15 protein-coding genes and 1 pseudogene are annotated in these 24,757 nt (G+C 60.8%); 12 read left to right on the top strand and 4 right to left on the bottom strand.

The genetic code is table 11. From position 1 onward, the window contains the following. Positions 1–147 precede the first annotated feature (147 nt). From C2E19_RS08960 to C2E19_RS08955, 3 genes and pseudogenes are all read left to right on the top strand, one after another. Positions 148–2,142 (top strand): hypothetical protein, encoded by a 1,995-nt coding sequence (locus C2E19_RS08960; protein WP_129390730.1) that lies wholly within the window; start codon positions 148–150, stop codon positions 2,140–2,142. Between the two features lie 138 nt (positions 2,143–2,280). Next, the gene (locus C2E19_RS29140; protein WP_256661291.1) at positions 2,281–2,406 is read left to right on the top strand and encodes a hypothetical protein; all 126 of its coding nucleotides are present in this window, start codon (positions 2,281–2,283) and stop codon (positions 2,404–2,406) included. A gap of 394 nt (positions 2,407–2,800) precedes the next feature. Continuing rightward, a pseudogene (locus tag C2E19_RS08955) lies at positions 2,801–3,122 on the top strand (DUF6124 family protein). Positions 3,123–3,324: 202 nt separating this feature from the next. Here the strand turns inward: C2E19_RS08955 and C2E19_RS08950 are convergent. Further along, positions 3,325–11,226, bottom strand: coding sequence for a retention module-containing protein (locus C2E19_RS08950; RefSeq protein ID WP_129390726.1), 7,902 nt, complete (start codon positions 11,224–11,226; stop codon positions 3,325–3,327). A 534-nt stretch (positions 11,227–11,760) separates the two neighbouring features. Between C2E19_RS08950 and C2E19_RS08945 the strand changes: the two genes are divergently transcribed. From C2E19_RS08945 to C2E19_RS08935, 3 genes are all read left to right on the top strand, one after another. Next, positions 11,761–13,119, top strand: coding sequence for a TolC family outer membrane protein (locus C2E19_RS08945; protein WP_129390723.1), 1,359 nt, complete (start codon positions 11,761–11,763; stop codon positions 13,117–13,119). Between the two features lie 168 nt (positions 13,120–13,287). Next, positions 13,288–15,447 carry a type I secretion system permease/ATPase gene (locus C2E19_RS08940; protein WP_129390719.1) on the top strand — a complete coding sequence of 720 codons (2,160 nt, stop codon included), beginning with the start codon at positions 13,288–13,290 and terminating at the stop codon, positions 15,445–15,447. Positions 15,448–15,457: 10 nt separating this feature from the next. After that, a complete protein-coding gene (locus C2E19_RS08935) occupies positions 15,458–16,819 on the top strand; it encodes an HlyD family type I secretion periplasmic adaptor subunit (protein ID WP_129390716.1) in 1,362 nt (453 codons plus the stop codon). Positions 16,820–16,968: 149 nt separating this feature from the next. Here the strand turns inward: C2E19_RS08935 and C2E19_RS08930 are convergent, their stop codons facing one another. Together C2E19_RS08930 and C2E19_RS08925 are read right to left on the bottom strand one after the other, a co-directional pair. Next, complete coding sequence (locus C2E19_RS08930; RefSeq protein ID WP_129390713.1) at positions 16,969–17,565, bottom strand: tRNA-uridine aminocarboxypropyltransferase; 597 nt, start codon at positions 17,563–17,565, stop codon at positions 16,969–16,971. 18 nt (positions 17,566–17,583) lie between these two features. Continuing rightward, positions 17,584–18,477: a LysR family transcriptional regulator gene (locus C2E19_RS08925; protein WP_053118206.1), complete on the bottom strand. Its 894-nt coding sequence runs from the start codon at positions 18,475–18,477 to the stop codon at positions 17,584–17,586. 395 nt (positions 18,478–18,872) lie between these two features. On the opposite strand from C2E19_RS08925, the gene speB reads away from it, so the two are divergent. The 6 genes from speB (at position 18,873) to C2E19_RS08895 (ending at position 24,453) form a co-directional block, all read left to right on the top strand. After that, entirely contained in the window at positions 18,873–19,823 is a 951-nt protein-coding gene (speB, locus tag C2E19_RS08920; protein ID WP_129390710.1) for an agmatinase, read from the top strand. A gap of 11 nt (positions 19,824–19,834) precedes the next feature. After that, a complete protein-coding gene (locus C2E19_RS08915; RefSeq protein WP_129390707.1) occupies positions 19,835–20,257 on the top strand; it encodes a nuclear transport factor 2 family protein in 423 nt (140 codons plus the stop codon). A gap of 55 nt (positions 20,258–20,312) precedes the next feature. Then, the gene (locus tag C2E19_RS08910) at positions 20,313–21,815 is read left to right on the top strand and encodes a cytosine permease (protein ID WP_129390704.1); all 1,503 of its coding nucleotides are present in this window, start codon (positions 20,313–20,315) and stop codon (positions 21,813–21,815) included. 155 nt (positions 21,816–21,970) lie between these two features. Further along, a complete protein-coding gene (locus C2E19_RS08905; RefSeq protein ID WP_129390700.1) occupies positions 21,971–23,350 on the top strand; it encodes a sodium:solute symporter in 1,380 nt (459 codons plus the stop codon). Positions 23,351–23,435: 85 nt separating this feature from the next. Next, complete coding sequence (locus tag C2E19_RS08900) at positions 23,436–24,161, top strand: MBL fold metallo-hydrolase (protein WP_129390697.1); 726 nt, start codon at positions 23,436–23,438, stop codon at positions 24,159–24,161. A gap of 43 nt (positions 24,162–24,204) precedes the next feature. After that, positions 24,205–24,453 carry an acyl carrier protein gene (locus tag C2E19_RS08895; RefSeq protein ID WP_129390694.1) on the top strand — a complete coding sequence of 83 codons (249 nt, stop codon included), beginning with the start codon at positions 24,205–24,207 and terminating at the stop codon, positions 24,451–24,453. A gap of 89 nt (positions 24,454–24,542) precedes the next feature. Here the strand turns inward: C2E19_RS08895 and C2E19_RS29290 are convergent, their stop codons facing one another. After that, on the bottom strand, positions 24,543–24,671 hold the full coding sequence (locus C2E19_RS29290; RefSeq protein WP_003184145.1) for a PA1414 family protein: 129 nt from the start codon (positions 24,669–24,671) through the stop codon (positions 24,543–24,545). Positions 24,672–24,757: the final 86 nt, after the last annotated feature.

Genomic DNA, 24,757 nt, shown 5'->3' with positions numbered 1-24,757 from the left:
GATCGCAGCCTGCGGCAGCTCCTACAGGGGGCGGTTTCAAGTTTGGGAAATCCATAACCGCTCCCACCCGCTTGACCATTCGTCTTAAACGTTTGCTTACCTGTCAGATCTGACAGTAGGCGGTGCCGGTCAGTGCGGTTCTAATCGATGGAGATCAGTGCGCCCCCCCAGGGCATCCGCCTCCCCGACGATGGGTTATTGCTCATGAGCCAGACAACCAGCAGCGCCAATGCTTCAGAAGAACAGGTCGTCATCTTTCCACCACCGTCGGGCGACGTCGGCGTGCTAGCGGTACCACCGCCGTATGTCATCGGTTACAAGCCGCTGAGCGATGGTGCGCAGGGGGTCAACTACAGCATGGTACACAGCGATGTTCAGGGCTTGCTGGTGTACATCCTCAGCTATTTGCAGATGACTGTCGGTGACCATATCGATGTTTTTCTCGGCGATAAGTTAATCCCCGTGGCCTCGTTTTTTATAACCGCCGAACATTTCGATGCCGACGGTGTTGTGGCCCGAGATGTGCCTTTCTACATCCCGGCCAGTGTCATGTTGTCCAAGTATTCGCAGCCGGGAAATCAACCGTTCTTTTTCACTGTGAAGCGCATCAGCGATAACACCGAAAGCTCAACGCCCTATCAGCTGTACTACAAAAGTTTTCCGCCGGGCAACCCGGACACCGATGGTGGCAAGCCATTCAACCAGGGGTTGCCGCTGCCCATCGTTTCGGAAACGATCATTGACCAGAGCGTGATCGATACCGGCATGACCGTGACGATCAAAAGCTACCAGCATCAAGCACTGGAGGATCTGGTGAGCCTCGCCTTCGGGACATTGACGATGGTGTTCAAAGTCACCAATGCGACGGCAGATATCGTTTTTCAACTGACACCGGAACAACTCGCCAAATTGCCGCCAAGCGATTCGCTGGTGGTGCGCTATCAGTTGACCGACAAAGTGCACAATCAGAGCGGCTGGTCGGACGCACTAATCCTGCAAAGCAAACCGGGAATCACATTGCTGCCAGCTCCGGCAGTCGAAAGGACACCGGGCAACATACTCAATCATGACCTGCTATTTGGTGGACCGGCGCGGGTCGTGATTTTCCTCAGCAATTATGCAAAGAATGACCAGTTGCAACTGACTCTGCAGGGCCTCACGGAAACGGGCGAAGCGGTCACGTTCACGTACACCCGGTCCCTGGACGGGATGAGCAGCGTGATTTATTTTGAAATCGAGAATGAGCGCGTGCTGGCGCTCATCCGGGGTTCCCTGCGACTGACTTACACCCTCAGCGCAGGAGGCACTGGCGCACCGCAACTGTCCAAACCGACCAATATCACCATCCAGGGCGGCGCCTTTACGCTACGTCCACCGATGATCGAACAGGTTGTGGAAGACGAACTGCCTGCCAACATCAGCATGGCGAAGGTGTTCATTCCCGATTACTGGGCCTTGAAAATCGGTGCGTCGGTGCAGCTGTATTGGCAGGTCACCGATCCACTCGGGGTCACGCTTCGCTATATTTTCGGGCGCACCATTACTGACCTCGACCTGCCGCTGAGCTTTGATGCAGGCAGCCGTTACATCGCACCTTTCGCCGGCAGTCCTCTGACGGTGCACTACAAGGTGACCAACCCTGGGCGCGCGCCGGTGCAATCACCGCTGCTGGAACTGCGGATCGGCAAGGCCAGCGAGCCGCCGCTGGAACACGACCTGACGAATTTTGACCAATACGGCTGGAATGGCTGGCGTCGGGGTCCGGCAACACTGCCGAATGACTGGACCATCGTGTTCGAACAAGGCAACTACAGGGCGCAAAACTACACCTACAGCAACAACTCGGCGGGCGTTGTGCTGCAGAAACAATTCGCCAATCTGAAGCCCGGTAGCCGGTATTCGTTGACGATCAACTGCATCCGTTTTCGCGGTGAATATGCTGCACCGTCGCTGTCGCTGAGTGCCGGGGGCGTTGCCATTGCCGGGCCGGTGACCCTCAATGACCTGGCCTGGACAACCTTGTCAGGCAACTTCGTCGCCAGCGCCAGCGAGATGACTCTGGCCATTGTCAGTCATGTCGATTCGGGGGTCGGCAACGATTATCAGGTGGACAATCTGGCATTGCAGTTACTCGATGTCTAGCGCCTGAAGAGCATGCCACAGCAAAACAGCACGCTCCTGCAGGAGCTGCCGCAGGCGGCGATCCCGTGATCTTGTCTTTTAAAAGCAACATCAAAAGATCGCAGCCTGCGGCAGCTCCTACATGGATCGGCGGTCGGCATGAAAATCCGTTATCCAGAGCAATCGGGGGCACCGGTTGATATGAAAATCCCGCCCACCCGATCATTCGGTTCGGCGGGTTTTGTCGTTGCCCTCGATCAAACCGTATCCACCTTCTACGAATGATCATTAGATCAACTCCTTTCAACAGTTCCTGACTGAATGGGTGGAGCTGCAGAAAGGTAGGATCCTTTCAAAACAAGGCGTTTAAAAAACACCTCCAGACACGCCTCGCAAGCTACACATCCTTGCGCCTTTGCCTACAGCTACGCCAGAATCCGCCGGCTTGTGCGCCTTGAGGGCGGGTTCTATTGTGGGTCGGTCGCTGATTGTTCGGCGATCGGGTTTAGCAGCCTGGATTTACTCTAGACGCACAAGGTCCGTTGCCGTTATGGCGGCTTTGCGTGGGGCACTTCGGTGCGCCGGGTTCTAGAGTCCTGGTCTGCTAACCCGCGTACAGCCGCCACCTCCCTCGTTAGCAGCGAACGGTGGCTGCTTCATTACTCTAGAGGCTTCACCGATGATAAAACCAACGCCAAACCCGCCCGAAACCGACCCGACCTCCCCGTACGAATCCCTCAACTCAAAAAAACTCCACGAAGCCGCCGACCGCGCGCTCGATCACTATCTCCGCCCGCCCGGGTGTAACCGCCGACACCAAAAACGAGGAACTGCTGGCCAATGCCTGTGAAACGCTGGCTTCGGCGAAGACCATCGCCCATGACGCCGCCGCCCTGTTGCCGGCGTCACAGCGCCGGACGCTGTTGGGGCTTGCGCAGTTGATCATGCTCGGGGAACTGGCGGTGAATCGGGTGCTGGATAATCTGGAGTTGCCGGGTTGATGCAGGCGTGATCAACCGCTGAGTTATTCGGCGTCAGATCTGGCGCTTTCGCGAGCAGGCTCGCTCCCACAGTTAACCGCACTCCAGTGTGGGAGCGAGCCTGCTCGCGAAGGGGCCAGAATGAGCAACGCCCTACCATCAGACAGAAAAAACCCGCCGCCCCATCAACCGGGACGGCGGGTTTTGTCGTTTCAGGCGTCGCTTACACCGTATCCACTTTCAACGAATGATCATTCAGCATCCCGCTGATGATCGTCGCCGTGTCGTGCCCGCTGGCGATCATCCCGCCCGCCCCCGGAGTCACACCGTAGTGGCTGGCGAGGTTGACGCCGGCGAGGTCGATGGTCTGGTTCGGCGTGGCGCCGGCCATGGCGCTGACGTCGATGCTGGTCATCACCGAGGCGCCGCTGCCGCTAACGGTGAAGTGCAGGTAGTCGTCGAGCGACGCGGTGGTGCCGTTTTCACCTTGCAGCAGTTGTGACAGGTCGAGCTTGTCGGTGCCGGGGGTGAAGTCGGTGATGGTGTCGTGGCCACTGTTGCCCTTCAGGTACTGGAAGGTATCGGCACCTGGCCCGCCGGTCAGGGTGTTGTTGCCCATGCCGCCGATCAGCAGGTCGTCGCCGCCGCCACCGTTGAGGATGTCGTTGCCGAGGCCGCCGTTGATCACGTTGTTATTGTTGTCGCCGGTCAACGTGTCGTTGAAGTTGGAGCCGACAAGGTTTTCGATACCGGTGAGGGTATCGGTGCCAGCGCCAAGGGTGTTTTGCGCACCGAGCAGACCGAGGTTGACCGTGACCCCGGCCGTGGCGTGGGCGTAGCTCGCGGTGTCGATGCCGGTGCCGCCGTCGAGCAGGTCATTGCCCGGGCCGCTGTAGAGCAAGTCATTGCCGGCGCCGCCATGCAGTTCGTTGTTGCCTGAGCCTGCGGTGAGCACATCGTTGCCGTCGCCACCATTGAGGATGTTATCCCCCGTCCCCGCCACCAGAACGTCATCGCCGGAGGTACCGGTGAGGGTATGGCCGTCCTGATACGTGATGGTCACGTTGGCGGTGTCGCTGCCACCGTGGTTGTCGTTGGCGGTGTAGGTGCCGTGGTAATCCGGCGTGACATCGTGCGCTCCGGCGTAGTTGACCGTCATGGTCAGTTGATAATTTTCCGCCGCGCCGGTGTTGCTGCCACTGGTATTGGTGATGTTGGTGATGTGGATCTGGTAGGTGCCATCGGCGCTGGCCGTGATAGTGCCGCCGTCGGCAATCGTCACGAACGCACCACCGTTGAGCGAATACTCCATGGTGATGTGCCCGGCCGCCAGGTTGTGGTCGAGGTTGAGGGTCTCGCCCTGTTTCAGTTTGACGGTGATCAGGTCTTCATCGTTGGCATTGGCGGTGGTCACCGCGCCGAGGTAGCCGCTGACCACCAGCATGGCAGTCAATGCCGCCGTATTGGCCGCAAACGAACTGCGCACGTCTGCCAGGCTCTGATTGGCAGCGGTATTGCCGGTGCCGGCGAAGCTGATCGCACCGGTGCCGGTGAAGTCCGCGCCCTTCGCCGCCCAACCGGTGTTGAACGTGGTCGGTGAGGCGTTGAGCGTATCGCCATTGGGGTCGGTGTCGTTGGCCAGCAGCAACTCGCCCGGCACCACGACGTTGCTCGACAGCACGTTGGTGATGACGTGATCGTCGACTGCCACTGGCGGCGCATTGGGGATCACTTTCACGGTCAGCGTCGAACTGGCGAGGTCGCCGTCGTTGTCGCTGACGGTGAAGCCGATGTTCTCGGTGATGACCACGGCGGTGGTTTTCTGCGAGGTGTAGGTGTAGTCGCCGGTGTCGAGGTTGATCACCAGGGTGCCGCTGTTGTTGGTGGCAATGCTCACCGTGTTGTTCACGGTGTTGAAAGTGCCGTGGTTGGTGCCACCGGTTGCGGTCAGCGAGCCTTGGCCGCTCAGGGCTTTCGGATCGTAGGTGTAGGTGGTGCCGTCGACGACGATGGATTTGATGAAACCGCCATCGGCGCCGAACGTACCGCCTTCGCCCAGCAACGAGCCGGTGACCGGCGCGCCCTGCACGGTGCCCGAGAGCACCGAGTTGAGCTGATTGAGGTCGGTGACCACCACCGCATTGGTGTTGGTGTGGCTGATGCCGTCATAGGCCAGCGGGTCGAGGTTGGCGTTGCTGACGCCGCTGCCGAGGCCGATCGCGTAGTTCTTGATGTTGTTGGCATCGAGGAAGTTTTTCAGCGCGGCTTCATCGCTGGTGCCGATGTCTTGACCGGTGGTGGGTTTGCCATCGGAGAAGAAGTAGCCGACGTTCTGCGCCCCGGTGAGTTTGCCCGAGGTATTGAACGCGGTTTGCAGCGCGGCCACGGCGGCGTCGTAGTTGGTGCCGCCACCGGCATTCAGGCCGGCGAGCAGCGTCTTGGCAGTGGCGACATCGACCCACACCGAAGTGCGGTCGGTGGCGTTGCTGCTGAAGGTGACCAACTGCACTTTGACATCGCCCAGATCATCGTACTTGTCGAGCAAGGCGCTGATCGCCTGCTTGGCCAGATCCAGCCGAGACAGGCCCGGCACACCCGAGGCGTCGGCCATACTGCCGGAGATGTCGAGAACGATGAGGATGTTGGAGTCGATCTCCACCGCCGCCACCGAACGATCCGACGCCACCGCTTTTGGCACATCGTCGACGATGTTGACGACAAGGGTGCTGGTGGTGCTGTTGCCCAGTGCATCGGTGGCTTTGTAGGTGAAACTTTCACTCAGGGTGTTCGCCCCGTCGTTGGCGTTCGGCGTGGTTTTCGGCGCCGAAGTCAGCGTGTAGGTGTAGGTGCCGTCGGCGTTGAGCTGGATCTGCCCATAGGTGCCGGTGGCGCTGCCGACCAGAGTGTAGGTGATCGCCCCACTGCCGCCGGTGACGGCGCCGACCAGCGTGCCGGTCGCGGTTTCACCGGTATTGGTCGGATCGCTGCCGGTGACCGTACCGGGGGCCAGATCCTGGCCGTCCTTGGTCAGGTCGAGGGCTTTCTCGTAAACCGTCACGTCCTGATCGACCGAGGCCACCAGTTTGCTGTCAGCGACGTTGATGGTGATGGTCGTGGTGCTTTCATCGCCGTCGCTGTCGCGGATGGTATAGGTGAAGGTATCGGTGGCGCCCGGTGGGCTCACCGAGTTCGGGTTGCTGTGATAGACAGCGTTGCCCAAGGCATCAAGGGTCAGGTAGCCGAAGTTACCGTTGATGTTGCTGTTGAGGCCGCCGATGGCCGAGGTGCCGGTGTTGCTGCCGGCGCGCACGCCCACCACCGCTCCGCCCGCCGCCGCGCCATCCGCGCCGGTAACGTCGTTGCCCAGCACGCTGATGTTGACCGTACCGCCTTCAGCCACCGACCCGGTATCCGCTTTGGCCGTCGGCAAGTCATCGATGATGTTGACGTTGATCTGGCCGCTGGCAGTGCTGCCATCGGTGTCTGTCGCCACCACGTTGAAGTTCTCGGTGAGGCTATTCGCGCCGTTGCCGGTCGGATGCGCTTCGTTATCGACCAAGGTGTAGCTGTAGCTCACCACGCCGGTCGTCGCGTTGTAGCCGGTGACGGTGAACGTGCTGCCCAGCGGCGAGGTAACGGATTGCGGGAACCCTGCCGCGACACCGTTGGTGACCACGGCGATACCGCCGACGGTAAGACTTTGCAGACCATCGAGTGCGGTGACGGTAAAGGTGCCGCTCTGGGTCAGCGCCGGCGTATCGGGGCTGGTGCCGTCGCTGAGGTTTTTCTCGTAGACGGTGAGTTCGCCGCCGTTGACGTCGAGGCCGTTGAGCACCACCGGATCGTCGTTGTTGTGGATGTTCAGCACCAGGTTGGCGGTGCTGGTGTCGCCATCGGCATCGGTCAGGGTGTAGGTGAACGTCTCGGTGCCGTTGCCGCCGCCGTGCAGGTTCTTGAAGTCGGCATCGTTGGGATTCAGCGTGTAGGTGTAAGTCCCGTTGGCGTTGAGCACCAGCGTGCCGTAGGTCCCGGTGAACGTACCGGCGGTGATCGGCCCGGCATTCGGCCCGGTCGCCACCACATCCGCGCCTTGCACGTCGTTGGTCAGCACGTTGCCGGTCAGGGTCAACTGGCTTTCCGAGGCGCTGTTGGCGTTGCTGTCGTTCACAGCTTTGGGCACGTCATCGACGATGCTGACGACGATGCTGCTGGTGACGACGTTGCCCAGCGAATCGGTGGCCTGATAGGTGAACGTTTCAGTCAGCGTGTTGGCACCGTCGTCGGCGTGCGGCGTGGTGGTCGCTGGCGACGTCAACGTGTAGGTGTAAGTGCCGTTGGGATTGAGGACGATCTGCCCGTAGTTGCCGGTGGCACTGCCGACCAGCGCATAGCTGATCGCACCGACCGCACCAGTGACCGAACCGACCAGCGTGCCGGACGCAGTTTCGCCGGTGCTGGTCGGATCGCTGCCGATGACCGTACCCGGCGCCAGATCGGCGCCGTCCTTGGTCAGGTCGAGGGCTTTCTCATACACCGTGACATCGGTGTCGCTGGTCGCACTCAGCTTGCTGTTGGAGACATCGATGGTGATGGTGGTAGTGCTTTCGTCACCATCGGAATCGCGCACGGTGTAGGTGAACACATCCACCGCGCCCGGGCCGCTCACCGCATTGGGATTGCTGTGGTAGACGGCGTTGCCGTTGGCGTCCAGCGTCAGGTAGCCGTAGGTGCCGTTGATGTTGCTGTTGAGGCCACCGATGGCCGATGTCGAGGTGTCGGCACCTGCGCGCACGCCGACCACCGCGCCGGTGACGGCCGGCCCGTCAGCGCCGCCGATGTCGTTATCCAGCACATTGCCGCTGACGGTGCCGCCCTCCACCACCGACGCCGCGTCGGCATGGGCGCTCGGCAAGTCATCGACGATGTTGACGTTGATCTGCCCGCTGGCGGCGCTGCCATCGGTGTCGGTGGCGACGACGTTGAAGTTCTCGGTGATGCTGTTGGCGCCGTTGCCGGTTGGGTGCGCATCGTTATGGTCAAGGGTGTAGCTGTAGCTGACGACCCCGGTGGTGGGGTCGTAGCCGGTGATGGTCAACGTGCTGCCGAGTGGCGTGACAATCGACTGCGGGAAGCCTGCGGCCACGCCACCGGTGACCACGTTGATGCCGCCCACGGTCAGGGTTTGCAGGCCGTCGAGCGCGGTGACGGTGAAGGTGCCGCTCTGGGTCAGCGCCGGAGCGTCGGGGCTGGTGCCGTCGCTGAGGTTTTTCTCGTAGACGGTGAGTTCGCCGCCATTCACATCGAGGCCGTTGAGAGTCACCGGATCGTCGTTGTTGTGGATCTGCAGAACAAGATTGGCGGTGCTGGTGTCGCCATCGGAATCGGTGATGGTGTAGGTGAAATTTTCTGTGCCGTTGCCGCCACCGTGCAGACCTTTGAAGTCGGCATCGTTCGGGTTCACGGTGTAGGTGTAAGTGCCGTTGGCGTTCAGCACCAGCGTGCCGTAAGTACCGGTAAAAGTACCGGCGGTGATCGGCCCGGCATTCGGGCCGGTCGGTACGCGGTCAGCGCCTTGCACATCGTTGTCGAGGACGTTGCCGACTAGCGTGAGTTGCGTTTCCGATGCGGTGCCGGTGTTGCTGTCATTCACGCCTTTTGGCAGGTCGTCGATGATGTTGACATCGAGGGTTGCATTGGCAGTGGTGCCGTTGTCATCGACCACCGTGACGGCGAACTGCTCAGGCAGATTGTTCGCGCCGTTGGCGGTCGGATGCGCGTCGTTGTGATCGAGGGTGTAGCTGTAGCTGACGACGCCAGTGGTGGCGTTGAAGCCGGTGATGGTCAGCGTGCTGCCCAGCGGTGTCGTCACCGATTGCGGAAAACCAGCCGCCACGCCATTGGTGACCACGGCAATGCCACCGATAGTCAGCGTGGTCACGCCGTCCAGCGCGGTGATGGTGAACGTACCGTTTTGCGTCAGCGCCGCCGAATCAGGAGCGCTGCCGGTGCTGAGATTTTTCTCGTAGACAGTGAGTTCGCCGCCATTCACATCGAGGCCGCTGATGACCACCGGATCGTCGTTGTTGTGGATCTGCAAAACAAGATTGGCGGTGCTGGTGTCGCCATCGGAATCGGTGATGGTGTAGGTGAAATTTTCTGTGCCGTTACCACCGCCATGCAAACCTTTGAAGTCGGCATCGTTCGGGTTCACGGTGTAGGTGTAAGTGCCGTTGGCGTTGAGCACCAGCGTGCCGTAAGTGCCGGTAAAAGTACCGGCGGTGATCGGCCCGGCATTCGGGCCGGTCGGTACGCGGTCAGCACCTTGCACATCGTTGTCGAGGACGTTGCCGACTAGCGTGAGTTGCGTTTCCGATGCGGTGCCGGTGTTGCTGTCGTTCACGCCTTTTGGCAGGTCGTCGATGATGTTGACATCGAGGGTTGCATTGGCAGTGGTGCCGTTGTCATCGACCACCGTGACGGCGAACTGCTCAGGCAGATTGTTCGCGCCGTTGGCGGTCGGATGCGCGTCGTTGTGATCGAGGGTGTAGCTGTAGCTGACGACGCCCGTGGTGGCGTTGAATCCGGTGATTGTGAGCGTGCTGCCCAACGGTGTCGTCACCGATTGCGGGAAACCTGCGGCCACACCATTGGTGACTACGGCAATGCCACCGATAGTCAGCGTGGTGACGCCGTCCAGCGCGGTGATGGTGAACGTACCGTTTTGCGTCAGCGCCGCCGAATCAGGAGAGCTGCCCAGTGCCAGGTTTTTCTCGAAAACCGTGAGTTCACCACCCTCGACGTTCAAGCCGTTGATGATCACCGGATCGTCGTTGTTGTGGATCTGCAGAACCAGGTTCGCCGTGCTTTTATCGCCATCGGAATCGGTGAGTGTGTAGCTGAAGGTTTCAGTTCCATTGCCGCCACCGTGCAGGGCTTTGAAATCTGCATCACTGGTGTTCAGGGTGTAGGTGTATGTGCCGTTGGCATTGAGCACCAACGTGCCGTAAGTCCCGGTGAAAGTACCGGCGGTAACTGGCCCGCTCGGCACGCGGTCAGCACCCTGCACGTCATTGCTGAGAACATTGCCGGTCAAGGTCAGCAAGGTCTCCGACGCCGTTGCGCTGTTGCTGTCGTTCACCGCTCTGGGCACGTCGTCGATGATGTTGACGTCCAGCGAACCGGTGGCGCTGTCGCCATTGCTGTCGCCGGCCGTCACGGTGAAATGTTCGCTGAGGCTGTTGCTGCCGTCACCGGCCGGATGCGCGTCGTTGCCGTTGAGCGTGTAGCTGTAGCTGACCACGCCAGTGCTCGGGTTGTAACCGGTGATGGTCAGGGTGTTGCCCAATTGCGTGGTCACCGACTGCGGAAAGCCTTCGGTCACGCCGCCGCTGATCACGTTGATGCCGCCGATGTTGAGGCTGTTCAGACCATCCGGTGCCGTCACGGTAAAGCTGCCGCTCTGGGTCAGCGCGCCAGGATTGGCTGCCGAACCGGTAGGCAGATTGGCTTCGTTGAGGGTCAGTTCGCCCCCGGGCACGGCGAGGCCGCTGAGGGTGACGATGTTGTTGACCGGCGGCGGAATCACCGGCGCCGGCGTGTTATCGCCGTTGTCGATGACCACGTTGTGGCGTTCTTCAGGAAACTCGGGAATACCGCCAAACCCGGCAGTGGGGAAGCCGATACGCGGATCGACGCGTCCGCCGACTTCCGTCAGCAGCACGAAACTGTGTCCGCCGCCGGCCTCACCTGGCACGCCGCCCGGCGCGTTGGGACCGGCGGCAGTGGCTTCAGCGGTTTTGGTCGGGTCGTCACCGGCGGCGATGGCTTTCTGGATCTGCTCGACGTCGGTCATCTGCGCTTCGCTCGGCGTCACCACCTCTGGCGCATTCACGTGGCCCGCCTGATCGGCGAGCAACTGGCCGGTCATGGTCAGGCTGCTGTCGCGACCGAGGGTAAGCTCCTGGCCGTTTTGCAGATGGACGGCGACGGCGCCTTCGGCCCCGGTGATCAGTTGATCGCCGGCGAACAGGCGATCCCCCTCAACCAGAGCGCGACGAGTACCGTCAGCTGCCTGCGCGAAAACCTGACCAATGACTTTAGTGACGGTGCCGATGAGCGTTGCCATGTGAAATCCTCCGCTGCCGACCACCGTCGGCACTGGTAAGCGAAGCAGCCCATGGCTCAATCGGGTTGCCGGAGGTGACGCTCGCACCCTCGACAGTTCGTTTCGCAGTGTCCGTCCGATAAGGAAACTCAAGTGCGATCAAGCACTTGTGAACCCTGATCAAGACAACCCGCCTGCTAGCGCTACGTAACGGTGGTGAATCACCCGAGTGACAAAAATCTGTCGCTCATCGACCGCTACGCGTCCCTCCCCTTCAGCAGTACTTCGCCGTATGTCGCAAAGTGAGTGGAACTTTCCTCAAGCCTTTTTGAGCTCCCTAAAGCGCATGAAACAAAGGCTTTCGTGCTGAACAATGTGCCGGATTTTACAAAGCGCATAAGTTTTTTTCGGCATAAGCCTTATGAAAAATTTTTCTTAGCTACGCTCTAGGATGTTCTTAGCTCTGTTGTTACAAGAGTGAAACGCCTACACCTAAAAATTCCGTCAAATATTTGGCGACAGTAACGCACCATCAGGACTCAGGGAGATGCACCCATGCGCGTTCTAACCCCCCTCTGCAGCGCGGTTTTGCTGGCCATGGCTTGCACTTCTCAAGCCCAGGCCATGAACCTCACCGAAGCCATCCAGAGCACCATTGCCACCCACCCGGAACTTGCTTCGCGCGTGGACGCCCGCCTGTCGGCTGATGAACAAGTGAAAGTCGCCAAGGGCGGCTTCTATCCGTCCGTCGATTTGAACGCTGCTTATGGCCGTGGCTACAGCGATAACACCAACACCCGGGCCTTCGGTAACCACGACACCCGAATTCTCAACTACACCCAGTCCGAGCTGCGGCTGCGGCAAATGCTGTTCGACGGTTTCAACACCGCCAACGAGGTCGAGCGCACCAAAGGCGTGTCCAATTCGCGCGCCTATTATGCGCAAGGCACCGCCCAGGATCTGGCCCTGCGCACCATCGAGGTCTATCTCGAAGTGCTCAAGCGCCGTGAACTGGTGACTCTGGCGAAGAACAACCTGCAGGCGCATTTGCGCGTCAACGATCAGATCGGTCTGCGTACCGAACGCGGCATCGGCAGCACCGCAGACTCCGATCAATCGGTCGCCCGTAAAGCGCTGGCACAGAACAACCTCGACACCGCCGAAGTCGATCTGGCCGACGCCGAGTCGAACTTCTACAGCGTGGTCGGACGTCTGCCCGACGAGCTGGAAGCGCCGGCTTCGACCCGTGGCGAACTGCCGACCAGCCTGCCGGAAGCACAGCAGAGCATGGTCGAGAACAACCCATATCTGAAATCCGCGCAGGCTGACGTGCAGTCGGCCGAGAGCCAGTACGAAGTGGCCAAGTCGCCGTTCTATCCACGTTTCGATGCCGAAGCGGCCGTCGGTGCGAACAACAACGTGCAAGGCGATGAAGGCCACGACAACGAATGGCGTGTCGGCGTAATCATGAACTACAACCTGTTCCGCGGCGGCAGCGACAAGGCGCGACTGGCCTCCGATGCGCACCAGATCAACCAGGCCATGGACATCCGCAACAACGCCCTGCGCCAGCTCAACGAGAACATTCACCTGGCGTGGAACGCCATGGTCAACGCGAAGAAGCAGACCCCGACCGCCCGCGAATACGCTGAAACCACCAAGCGGGTACGCGCCGCGTATCAGGATCAGTTCGGCCTCGGCCAACGCACCCTGCTCGACTTGCTCGACAGTGAAAACGAGCTCTACAACGCCAACCGTCGCTACACCGAAATCCGCTACACCGAGGAATATTCGATGTACCGCGTGCTGGCGAACATGGGCCAGTTGCTGAGCAAACAACGGGTGGTGCTGCCGGCCGATGCCATCGCCGCGAGCGAAGTCAAAAACGAAGCCCGCCTGCCCGAGCTGAAGTAGCGATCTTGATCGTTCCCACGCTCTGCGTGGGAACGCAGCCCATGGCGCTCCGCGTCACTGGACGCAGAGCGTCCCTAGAGGCATTCCCACGCAGAGCGTGGGAACGATCAACAGTGTGAGTGCTGCGCACTCAAGCGGGAGCAAGCTCCCTCGCCACAGGCGATCAATATGACCAGTTTGGAACCCGGTAACACCGGGATCGATCCGCGGCTGAGCTTCGATGATCCGTTACTTGACGGTCTGTTGATCCTCTGCAAACTGCATGGCGCGATCGTCAGTCGCGCCAGCCTGAGTGCCGGGCTGCCCCTGAACAAGCAACGCCTGAGCCTGGATCTGCTGCCCCGCGCAGCCGCCCGGGCCGGGTTGCAGGCGCGCATTTTGCGCCGTGATCTGAAAGATATTTCGCCGCTTAATCTGCCAATCCTGTTGCTGCTCAACGACGGTCGCACTGCGGTGTTGCGGCGTTTCGGCGACGACGGCAAAGCACTGATCCTGCCCAGCGAAGCCGATGGCGGCGAGCAATGGGTCAGCCGCGAAGAACTCACTGAGCACTACAGCGGCCAGGCCTTGTTTGCCCGTCCGCGCCATGAACTCGAAGACCTGCGCTCGCCACTGGTGCCGCGTGTGCATGCGTGGTTTCGCGACACCCTGAAGCTGTCGAAATGGCTCTACAGCGATGCCATCCTCGCCAGTTTCCTGATCAACCTTTTGGGGCTGATGGTGCCGCTGTTCGTCATGCAGACCTACGACCGCGTGGTTCCGAATCAGGCCACGTCGACCTTGTGGGTGCTGTCGATCGGGCTGCTGATCGGCACTGGTTTCGAACTGGTACTGCGAGTGGTGCGCGCGCACCTGCTGGACACCGCCGGCAAGAAAACCGATGTGATCCTTTCCGCGACTTTGTTCGAGCGCATCACCGGCATGTCGATGAAGGCGCGGCCGGCGACCATCGGCGGATTCGCCCAGAGCATTCATGATTTCCAGGGCCTGCGCGAGTTTCTCACCGCAGTGACCCTGACCAGCCTGATTGACCTGCCTTTCGTGGTGTTGATGCTGGTGGTGATCGGCCTGCTCGGTGGCTGGCTGGTGGTGATTCCGCTGCTGGCGTTTCCGCTGACGATCATCTTCGCCCTGGTGATTCAGGTGCGCCTGCGCGATACCGTGCAGAAAAGCCTGAGCCTCGGTGCCGAACGCCAGGCCGTGCTGATCGAAACCCTCGGCGGCCTGGAAACCCTCAAGGCCTGCAGTGCAGAGAGCGAGCGCCAGCACAAATGGGAAAGCACCCACGGCGCCCTCACCCGTCTCGACAGCCATGCGCGCAACCTCTCGGCGCTGGCCACCAACGGCACGCTGTTCATCCAGCAGTTTTCGGGGATGGCGACGATCGTTGCCGGGGTCTACAGCATCATCGCCGGCAACCTCAGCGTCGGCGCGCTGGTCGCCAGTTACATGCTCGGCAGCCGCGTGCTCGCGCCACTCGGGCAGATCGCCGGGCTGATCACTCGTTATCAGCAAGCGCAACTGACCATGAAAAGTACCGATGCGCTGATGTCCCTGCCGCAGGAGCGTGACGGCAAACAACGGCCATTGGAGCGCACGCAGTTGCAGGGGGCGCTGGACGTCAACGGCGTGACCTTCCATTACAACGGCCAGAATGCGCCGGCCCTGAGCAATGTCACGTTCAGCCTGAAAGCCGGCGAACGGGTCGGCATCATTGGCCGCAGCGGTTCCGGCAAAAGCACCCTGGCGCGCCTGGTCATGGGTTTTTACGAACCGGAAGAAGGCCAGTTGCTGCTTGACGGCCTCGACTTGCGGCAACTGGATGTCGCCGACCTGCGCCAACAGATCGGTTACGTCGCCCACGATCTGCCGCTGCTGGCCGGCAGCCTGCGCGACAACCTCACGCTCGGTGCTCGCTACATCAGCGATTCGCGGATGCTAGAAGTGGCTGAGCTGACCGGCGTCACCGAACTCGCCCGCCAGCATCCACAAGGCTTCGACCGGCCGGTTGGCGAGCGCGGGCAATTGCTCTCCGGTGGCCAGCGTCAGGCGGTGTTGCTCGCACGATCCTTGTTGCTCGATCCGCCGATCATGCTGCTCGACGAACCCACCAGCGCCATGGACAACAGCAGCGAAGACCAACTGCGGCAGAAGCTGCATGGCTGGGTGCAAGGCAAGACGCTGCTGCTGGTCACCCACCGCACGTCGATGCTGAGCCTGGTGGATCGTTTGCTGGTGCTGGACAACGGCCGGGTCGTCGCCGACGGTCCGAAGGAAGCGGTCATCGATGCACTGCGCAAGGGCCGCGTCGGCTCGGCGGCGGTCTAGGAGTTGCCCCATGTCTGCTTCCTCCGATAGCAAATCACGCGGCTACTTCGACAGTTTCGGCAAAAGCGCCGAAGCCGAATTCATGCCGGAAACCGCCGGCGCCTCGTTGCAGGACTCGCCGCGCTGGTCGCGGATTACCGTGTGGCTGGCGGCGGCGCTGTTGATCAGCGCGTTGGTCTGGGCCAAGTTCGCCGTGCTCGAAGAAGTGACCATGGGCGAAGGCAAGGCGATTCCGTCGAGCAAGGTTCAGGTGATCCAGAACCTTGAGGGCGGCATCGTTACCGAAATCTTCGTGCGTGAAGGGCAAATGGTGAACAAGGGCGACAAGCTGTTGCGTCTGGATGACACGCGTTTTCTGTCGAACAAGGGTGAAAGCGAGGCCGATCGCTATGCGCTGACCGCGCAGGTTGAACGGCTTTCGGCAGAGGCCGAAGGCCGGCCATTCAAGCTCTCCGACGAGGTAATCGCCAAGGCCCCGCAAGTCGCCGAGGACGAGCGTTCGCTGTACGACCAGCGCCAGCGCCGACTGGCCAGTGAGCAACGCACCCTCACCGAACAGCTGCGCCAGAAAACTCAGGAGCTGGCCGAATTTCGCTCCAAGCAAGGCCAGTTCAGCTCCAGCCTCGCGTTGCTGCAACAAGAGATGAACATGTCGGCGCCGCTGGTCGGCACCGGCGCGGTATCGCCAGTGGAAATCCTGCGGCTCAAGCGCAGCGCGGTGGAGATTCGTGGCTCGCTCAACGCGACGACGCTGGCGATCCCCCGGGCGGAATCGGCGATCAACGAAATCAAGAGCAAGATCGACGAATCGGAACAGACCTTCCGCTCCGACGCGGCCAAGGACCTCAATCAGAAACGCACCGACCTGTCGAAAATCACCGCCTCCAGCATCGCCATCGACGACCGTGTCAGCCGCACCACCGTGACCTCACCGGTGCATGGCGTGATCAAGCAATTGAAGGTCAACACCATCGGTGGTGTGGTGCAGCCGGGCAGCGATATGGTTGAAATCGTGCCGCTGGAAGACAACCTGTTGATTGAGGCCAAGGTGCGTCCGCAGGACGTCGCGTTCCTGCATCCGGGCCAGAAAGCCATGGTCAAGTTCAGCGCTTATGACTACACGATTTACGGTGGGCTGAGCGCCAAGCTTGAGCTGATCGGGGCCGACACGATCACCGATGACAAGGGCAACAGTTTTTATCTGATTCAGGTGCGCACTGATAAAAACCATTTGGGCGGGGATGTGAAACCGCTGCTGATCATTCCAGGGATGGTGGCGACGGTGGACATTATTACCGGGGAAAAAAGCGTCCTCGATTACCTGCTCAAACCCGTGCTCAAGGCCAGAACCGAGGCGATGCGCGAACGCTAGCCTTTGCAAAGCACTGCTGTGATTGACCCGGCGCCTTCGCGAGCAGGCTCGCTCCCACAAGGGGATTTGTGGTGAACACAGAGTTTGTGTGCACCTGCGATCAAATGTGGGAGCGAGCCTGCTCGCGAAGAGGCCAGCCGCCTCAGCACTTATCTATCGCCATGATTACGCTGGAAGGTCTCCTCCCCCATCGCCGCAATCTGCCCCTCGATCAACGCCTCGAACGGCTTGAGCAACGGCTCGAATGACGCCGGCGCTTCCAGCGTGTGCAACGCCTGCACAATCGCCTCAATCGTCGACAACGCCCCCGGCCCCGGTGCCTTGCGCAAGCGATAGCGCGACACGCCGCCCTCGGCCAGCGTCACCCGTGGCAACCCCGCCAGCAGCGGATTGAGGTGGAGCATCTTGCGCGCCTTGCGCCACGTGCCGTCCGGCACCACCAGCAACAGCGGCTCATCTGATTCGCCATAAGTCTGCATCGGCTGCGCATCATCGGCGGGAAACAACAACCGCGCCCGATACCCTGGCTGATTGAGCAGCGTCGGCAAATCCTCGAACACTTCGCCAACGATCAGCTCGGCATTGCTCAACCCGAGCGCCGCCAACCGCGCGGTATTCAGCGCATGATTGACCTCGCTCGGGTGCTGCAACAGCAACACCCGCGTGCGGCTGTCGAGGCGCGGGATCAGCGGGCACAGGCAATGGGTTTGGGGGCGCAGGCAGCGCGGGCATTGCAGTCTGGACATACTTCTTTTTCCTACACGCTAAGCCTGATTGAGCTGAGCTTTGAGCAAATCACGGAACGTCTGGATCAGCGGCTCGCGGCTGCGGCCCCGGCGCATGATCATCGAGAACGGCGCCTGATAACCGAAGGTCGCCGGCAGCAACACACGCAAGTCGCCCTTGTCGGCCCACGCCTGAGCGTAATGCTCCGGCAAGTAACCGATGTAGGCGCCGGACAGCACCAGAATCAGCTGCGCCTCCATACTCTCCACCGTCGCGGCGCTGTGTTTGAAGCCGTGCCGGGCCAGTTCCGCCTGACTCCAGTAACCGCGCCCGACCATGCGTTGCTGGGTGATGACCTGCTCGGGAATACGTCGCTCGTTGAACAACGGATGCCGGCTGCTGCAATACAACCAGTGCTGCTCGCGGTACAGCGGCATATAGACCAGACCGCTCATGCGCGTGGAAAACGCACCAATGGCCAGATCGAGGCGGTTGTCCTGCACGCCAAGTTGCAGTTCGTACGGGCTCATCACCGACAAATGCAAATGCACCGCCGGGTGTTCCTGGCTGTAACCGCCGATGGCTTCGGCGAACGGCAGAGCCTTGTCGCTGACCGTGGAGTCGATCACCCCGAGGTTGAGCGTGCCGCGCAGTTCGCCCTTGAGCGCGGCGGCGTATTGCTCGAAACCTTCGAGTTCAGCGAGCAGGCGCAGGGTTTCCTGATGGAACAGCTCACCCTTGCTGGTCAGGCTGAACCCGCCGCGCCCGCGATGACACAGCACCAGGCCGAGCGCGGCTTCGAGCTGGCTCATGTAGGTGCTGATCGCCGAGGTCGACAGGTTGAGTTCCTGTTGCGCGTTGGCGAAACCCTGATGACGCACGACGCTGACGAAGATGCGCAACAGTTTGAGGTCGGGTAAAGCGTTGGCCATGTCTACTCCGGGCTTTGCAACTGTGTGTCTGTGGGAAAAGCCCCTCACCCCAGCCCTCTCCCGGAGGGAGAGGGAGCCTACCGAGCTGTTATGAGGATTTACGCCGACCTGCGATATCGAGTCGAACTCAGGATTTGAAAGCAATGGAGATCAGCTCCCTCTCCTGGGGGAGAGGGCTGGGGTGAGGGCAACAATCCCCAGCCGGACACACCATTCGAATCCGCCAAAGTCTAATCCCGGCGTCGCCATTAGTTTAGAAAAATCTGAACTAAGTTTTTGCCCGTAGCGATTCTTTCCCCGCACTACATTTCGCATCATCGGCCCCACAGCGGCGCCCGGACCTGTGCTGTACGGCGCGCCGACATAAATAAAACAAAGACGATGAGGCCTTACCCGTGGACAAGATTCTTCACCAACCACTGGGCGGCAACGAAATGCCGCGCTTCGGCGGCATCGCCACCATGCTCCGACTCCCCCATGTACCGACCGCTGCCGGCCTGGACGCTGCCTTCGTAGGCGTGCCACTGGACATCGGGACTTCGCTGCGCCCCGGCACCCGCTTCGGGCCACGCGACATCCGCGCCGAATCGGTGATGATCCGCCCGTACAACATGGCGACCGGCGCTGCGCCGTTCGACTCGCTGGCCGTGGCCGACATCGGTGACGTGGCGATCAACACCTTCAACCTGCTCGACGCCGTGCGCATCATCGAAGAAGCCTACGACAACATCCTCGAGCACAACGTGATCCCGATGACCCTGGGTGGCGACCACACCATCACCCTGCCGATCCTGCGGGCGATTCACAAGAAACACGGCAAGGTCGGTCTGGTGCACATCGATGCCCACGCTGACGTCAACGATCACATGTTCGGCGAGAAAATCGCCCACGGTACGACCTTCCGTCGCGCCGTCGAAGAAGGTCTGCTCGATTGCGACCGCGTCGTGCAGATCGGTCTGCGCGCCCAGGGTTACACCGCTGATGACTTCAACTGGAGCCGCGATCAGGGCTTCCGCGTCGTACAAGCCGAAGAGTGCTGGCACAAGTCGCTGGCGCCGCTGATGGCTGAAGTTCGCGAGAAAGTCGGCGGCGGTCCGGTGTATCTGAGCTTCGACATCGACGGCATCGATCCGGCTTGGGCACCGGGCACCGGCACCCCGGAAATCGGTGGTCTGACGACCATTCAGGCAATTGAAATCGTTCGTGGCTGCCAAGGCCTCGACCTGATCGGTTGCGATCTGGTAGAAGTCTCGCCCGCTTACGACACCTCCGGCAACACCTCGCTGCTGGCCGCCAACCTGCTGTACGAAATGCTCTGCGTACTGCCTGGCGTGGTCCATCGCTGAGGGTTCGGGTCATGAACGAACGTGATCAGGTTTTGCAAGCGGCCGCCGAACTGGTGTCCGCGTTTGCCCGTAACGATCGCGAAGCTTATTTCGGCGCGTTCAGCGCCGATGCAAGTTTCGTCTTCTACACCCTCGAACAGCCGTTGCTGTCGCGCGATGCCTATCAGGCCTTGTGGGACAGCTGGCGCACCGAGGATGGCTTCGAGGTGCTTGCGTGCACCTCGAGCAACGCCTTCGTCAGCCTGCAAGGTGACGTGGCGATTTTCATCCATGACGTGGCCACCGAGCTGCGCATGCAAGGGGAGCAACACTTCAGCCAGGAGCGCGAGACGATTGTTTTCAAGAAACACGCGTCGAGCCTAGAACAACAAGGCCATTGGCTGGCCTGCCACGAACATTTGTCCGCAATGCCGGAAGGGCTGCCATCCCCTTAGCCAAGACAGGTGACGCTCACGCACGATGAGCGCGCCTTTATGATCGGAGCAGATCATGAATAACAACAACAACGACCAAAGCCTTACGCAAATTGAAACTCACGGGGTCGAACAGATCCCGGACCACGAACGCAGCGCAGGCCCGACGGACTTGTTCCGGATGATCTTCGGCGGTTCGAATACCTTTGCCACCGCCGTGCTCGGCAGTTTCCCGGTGCTGTTCGGTCTGTCTTTTCAGGCCGGCGTCTGGGCGATTGTGTCGGGCGTGCTGCTCGGCTCGCTGATCCTCGCACCGATGGGCCTGTTCGGCCCGCTCAATGGCACCAACAATGCCGTGTCGTCGGGTGCGCACTTCGGCGTGCACGGGCGAATCGTCGGTTCGTTCCTGTCGCTGTTGACCGCTATCGCGTTTTTCTCGCTCTCGGTGTGGAGTTCGGGGGATGCGCTGATCGGTGGTGCAAAACGCCTGATCGGTCTGCCGGAAACCGACCTGACCCTGGGCCTGGCCTACGGTCTGTTCGCGATCCTGGTGCTGACCGTGTGCATCTACGGCTTCCGCTTTTTGCTGTGGGTGAACAAGATCGCGGTGTGGAGCGCCAGCCTGTTATTCCTGCTGGGCATCTTCGCCTTCGCCGGTCCTTTCGATGTGAACTACGCCGGTACGGTGAACCTCGGTCAGCCGGGCTTCTGGGCCGCGTTCATCGGCGCTGCGCTGGTGGCGATGAGCAACCCGATTTCCTTCGGTGCGTTCCTCGGTGACTGGTCACGCTACATCCCGCGTGACACCTCCAAGCAGCGGATCATGGCAGCGGTGGTGCTGTCGCAGATCGCCACGTTCATCCCGTTCCTGTTCGGCCTGACCACCGCGACCATCGTCGCGATCAAGGCGCCGGACTACATCGCGGCGAACAACTATGTCGGCGGTTTGCTGGCGGTGTCGCCGAGCTGGTTCTTCCTGCCGGTGTGCCTGATTGCGGTGATCGGCGGCATGTCCACCGGCACCACGTCGCTGTATGGCACCGGGCTGGACATGTCCAGCGTGTTCCCGCGTGTTCTCTCGCGAGTGAAAGCGACGTTGCTGATCGGCGTGCTGTCGATTGCCTTCATCTTCATCGGCCGATTTGCCGCGAACCTGGTGCAGAGCGTGTCGACCTTCGCCGTGCTGATCATCACCTGCACCACGCCATGGATGGTGATCATGATCATCGGTCTGCTGGTGCGTCGCGGCTTCTATTGCCCGGATGACCTGCAAGTGTTCACGCGCGGCGAACAGGGCGGACGCTACTGGTTCAGCCACGGCTGGAACTGGCGCGGTCTGGGTGCGTGGATCCCGAGCGCGGCGGTTGGCTTGTGCTTCGTCAACTTGCCGGGGCAGTTCGTTGGCCCGTTGGGTGAAATGGCCGGCGGCATCGACATCAGCTTGCCGGTGACCCTGGGCCTGGCTTCGGTGGTGTACCTGACGCTGCTGAGCCTGTTCCCGGAACCCCGGGAAGTGTTCGGCCCGAAGGATGTGCGCAGCCAAGTCATAGAGAAACCTGAACTGCGCCAAGCCGCCTGATTAAACACAAACCCTGTAGGAGTGAGCCTGCTCGCGATGACTGCAGCACATCCAACATCGATGTGACTGAAAGACCGCTATCGCGAGCAGGCGAAGGCCTACAAGGGAAATGATTTTGGCCTCACCATAAAAAAGACAATCGGAGACACGCCATCATGGCTTTGGATTTATTCGTCGTCCTCATCTACGCCGCCGGCATGCTTTTGCTCGGCTATTTCGGCATGCGCAAGGCCAAGACCAACGAGGACTTTCTCGTTGCCGGTCGTAACCTTGGCCCAAGCCTGTACATGGGCACCATGGCCGCGACCGTACTCGGTGGCGCGTCCACCGTCGGCACCGTGCGTCTGGGTTACGTGCATGGCATTTCCGGTTTCTGGCTGTGCGCGGCACTCGGTTGCGGCATCGTCGCGCTGAACCTGTTCCTCGCCAAACCGCTGCTGAAACTGAAGATCTACACCGTTACCCAGGTCCTCGAAAAACGCTACAACCCGATGGCCCGCTCGGCGAGCGCGGCAATCATGCTGGCCTACGCGCTGATGATCGGCGTGACCTCGATTCTGGCCATCGGCACCGTGCTGCAAGTGCTGTTCGGCCTGCCGTTCTGGATCTCGGTATTGCTCGGCGGTGGCGTGGTGGTGGTGTACTCGGCAATCGGCGGCATGTGGTCGCTGACCCTGACCGACATCGTCCAGTTCATCATCAAGACCGTGGGCCTGATGTTCATCCTGTTGCCGATCTGCCTGTACCGCGTTGGCGGTTGGGACGAACTGGTGCTGAAACTGCCGGCGACTGCCTTCAGCTTCACCACCATCGGCTGGGACACGATCATCACCTACTTCATGATCTACTTCTTCGGCATCCTGATCGGTCAGGACATCTGGCAACGGGTGTTCACCGTCAAAACCGCCAAAATCGCGCAGTACGCTGGCAGCATCGCGGGCGTCTACTGCATCGTCTACGGTCTCGCCTGCGCGCTGATCGGCATGGCCGCTCACGTGCTGATCCCGGATCTGGACAACGTCAACAACGCCTTCGCCGCCATCGTCAAACTGTCGCTGCCGGACGGCATCCGTGGTCTGGTGATCGCTGCGGCACTCGCTGCGATGATGTCCACCGCCAGCGCCGGCCTGCTCGCTGCGGCCACCACCCTGACTGAAGACCTGCTGCCGAAACTGCGTGGCGGCAAACCGTCGAGCCTGCGCATCAACCGCCTGTTCACCCTGCTCACCGGTGTGGTCGTGCTGGGTATCGCGCTGGTGGTGAACGATGTGATCAGCGCCCTGACCCTCGCCTACAACCTGTTGGTGGGCGGCATGCTGATCCCGCTGATGGGGGCGATCTTCTGGAAACGCGCGACCACGGCCGGCGCCATCGCCAGCATGGGTCTGGGCTTTGCCACGGCGTTGCTGTTCATGTTCAAGGACGGTCTGGATGCGAACACGCCGATCTACTACAGCCTGGCTGTGGGTCTGGTGAGTTTCGTGGTGGTCAGCCTGATCTCCCCGCGCCCGGCGACAGTGGCGAGTGCGATCTAAGCTTTGATGTAACGACTTGATGCTTTCTTCGACGGGTGTGGCGTCGGTTGCCACACCCGTTTTTTTTGTCTGGAGAAAAGTGAATATGAAGATCGTTTCGCGCGATCAGTGGTTTGAAGTGCAGAGTTTGGGCGATGGCATTCGGCTGATTCACGAGCCGTATATCCGCCCGTTCTACCGTTGCAACCTCTGGCACATTCAAGGCCGCGACAAAGACCTTTTGCTGGATAGCGGCTCAGGGCTGGTCAGCCTGCGCGAGCAGTTGCCGTGGATTACCGAACGGCCATTGGTGGCAGTCGCCAGTCATTGCCACTTCGACCACATCGCCGAGCATCATGAGTTTGACGAGCGGCTGGTGCATCGCGCCGAAGCGGACATCCTTGCGGCACCGGATGGCGAGAATGATCTGAGCCGCGCCTTCGTCGGTGACGACATGTTCGAGGCGCATCCGGATTGCCCGTTGTGCTACGCCGAATACCGGGTCAGAGCCGCGCCCGCGACCGGGTTTGTCGAGGACGGCGATGTGCTCGATCTGGGCAATCGCACGCTGCAAGTGCTGCACACGCCGGGGCACTCGCCGGGCGGAATCAGCCTGTACGAGGCGGCGACTGCAACCCTGTTCAGCGGCGACATCATCTACGACGGGCCGCTGATCGAAGACGCCTACCATTCCAATCTGCAGGATTACGCCACCAGTCTGCGACGTTTGCAGGCGTTGCCGATCCGCACCGTGCATGGCGGGCATTTCGGCAGTTTTGCCGGAGAGCGTTTGCGCTCGATGATTGACGAATGGTTGCGCGGGCACGCCTGAGGCCTGCTTCACTCAAGCAGAACAACTATCAGAACTATCTGCCATGAGAAGAGCTGCCGTGCGTGCCGCGGTGCACCGGTTCATCCGCCGCTTGCTGGAAAACCGCGAATTCAATGACCACACCAGCCTGGTGCAATTGGGTCTGGAGAAAGCCGATATCGAGGATCTGATCTTTCATCTGGAAGATGAATTCGGACTGACGGCGTTCACCGCCGAGGAAGACCGCATGCTCAAGACCGCGAGGACCGTGAATGACTTGAGCCGGTTCTTGCTTGAAATTGGCCGGCATTGAAAGCAAAAGATCGCTGCCTGCGGCAGCTCCTACATTGATCCGTGTAGGAGCTGCCGCAGGCTGCGATCTTTTGATCTTTTATTAATGCACTACCGCCGACGAGGCTGGCGCCGACGCTGTTCGTCGTCCGTGCGGATCGGTACAGGTTGCAGAGGCGGTTCGATCAAGCCGAGGGCAACACCCAAATCATGCAGCCAGTTTTGAATTTTCTCTTTCATCGTCATGCCCCCTTCAGGGTGGTGCTGAGCGGCCGGAATTCTGAGGCCGCTTCGCACTGATAATAGTCCGAAGTCCTACGCAATGC

It is taken from the genome of Pseudomonas sp. DTU12.3 (assembly GCF_004124275.1).
GTDB lineage: Bacteria > Pseudomonadota > Gammaproteobacteria > Pseudomonadales > Pseudomonadaceae > Aquipseudomonas > Aquipseudomonas helmanticensis.
The sequence above is the reverse complement of the archived record's forward strand: the minus strand, read 5'-3'. Positions and strand labels throughout refer to the sequence as shown.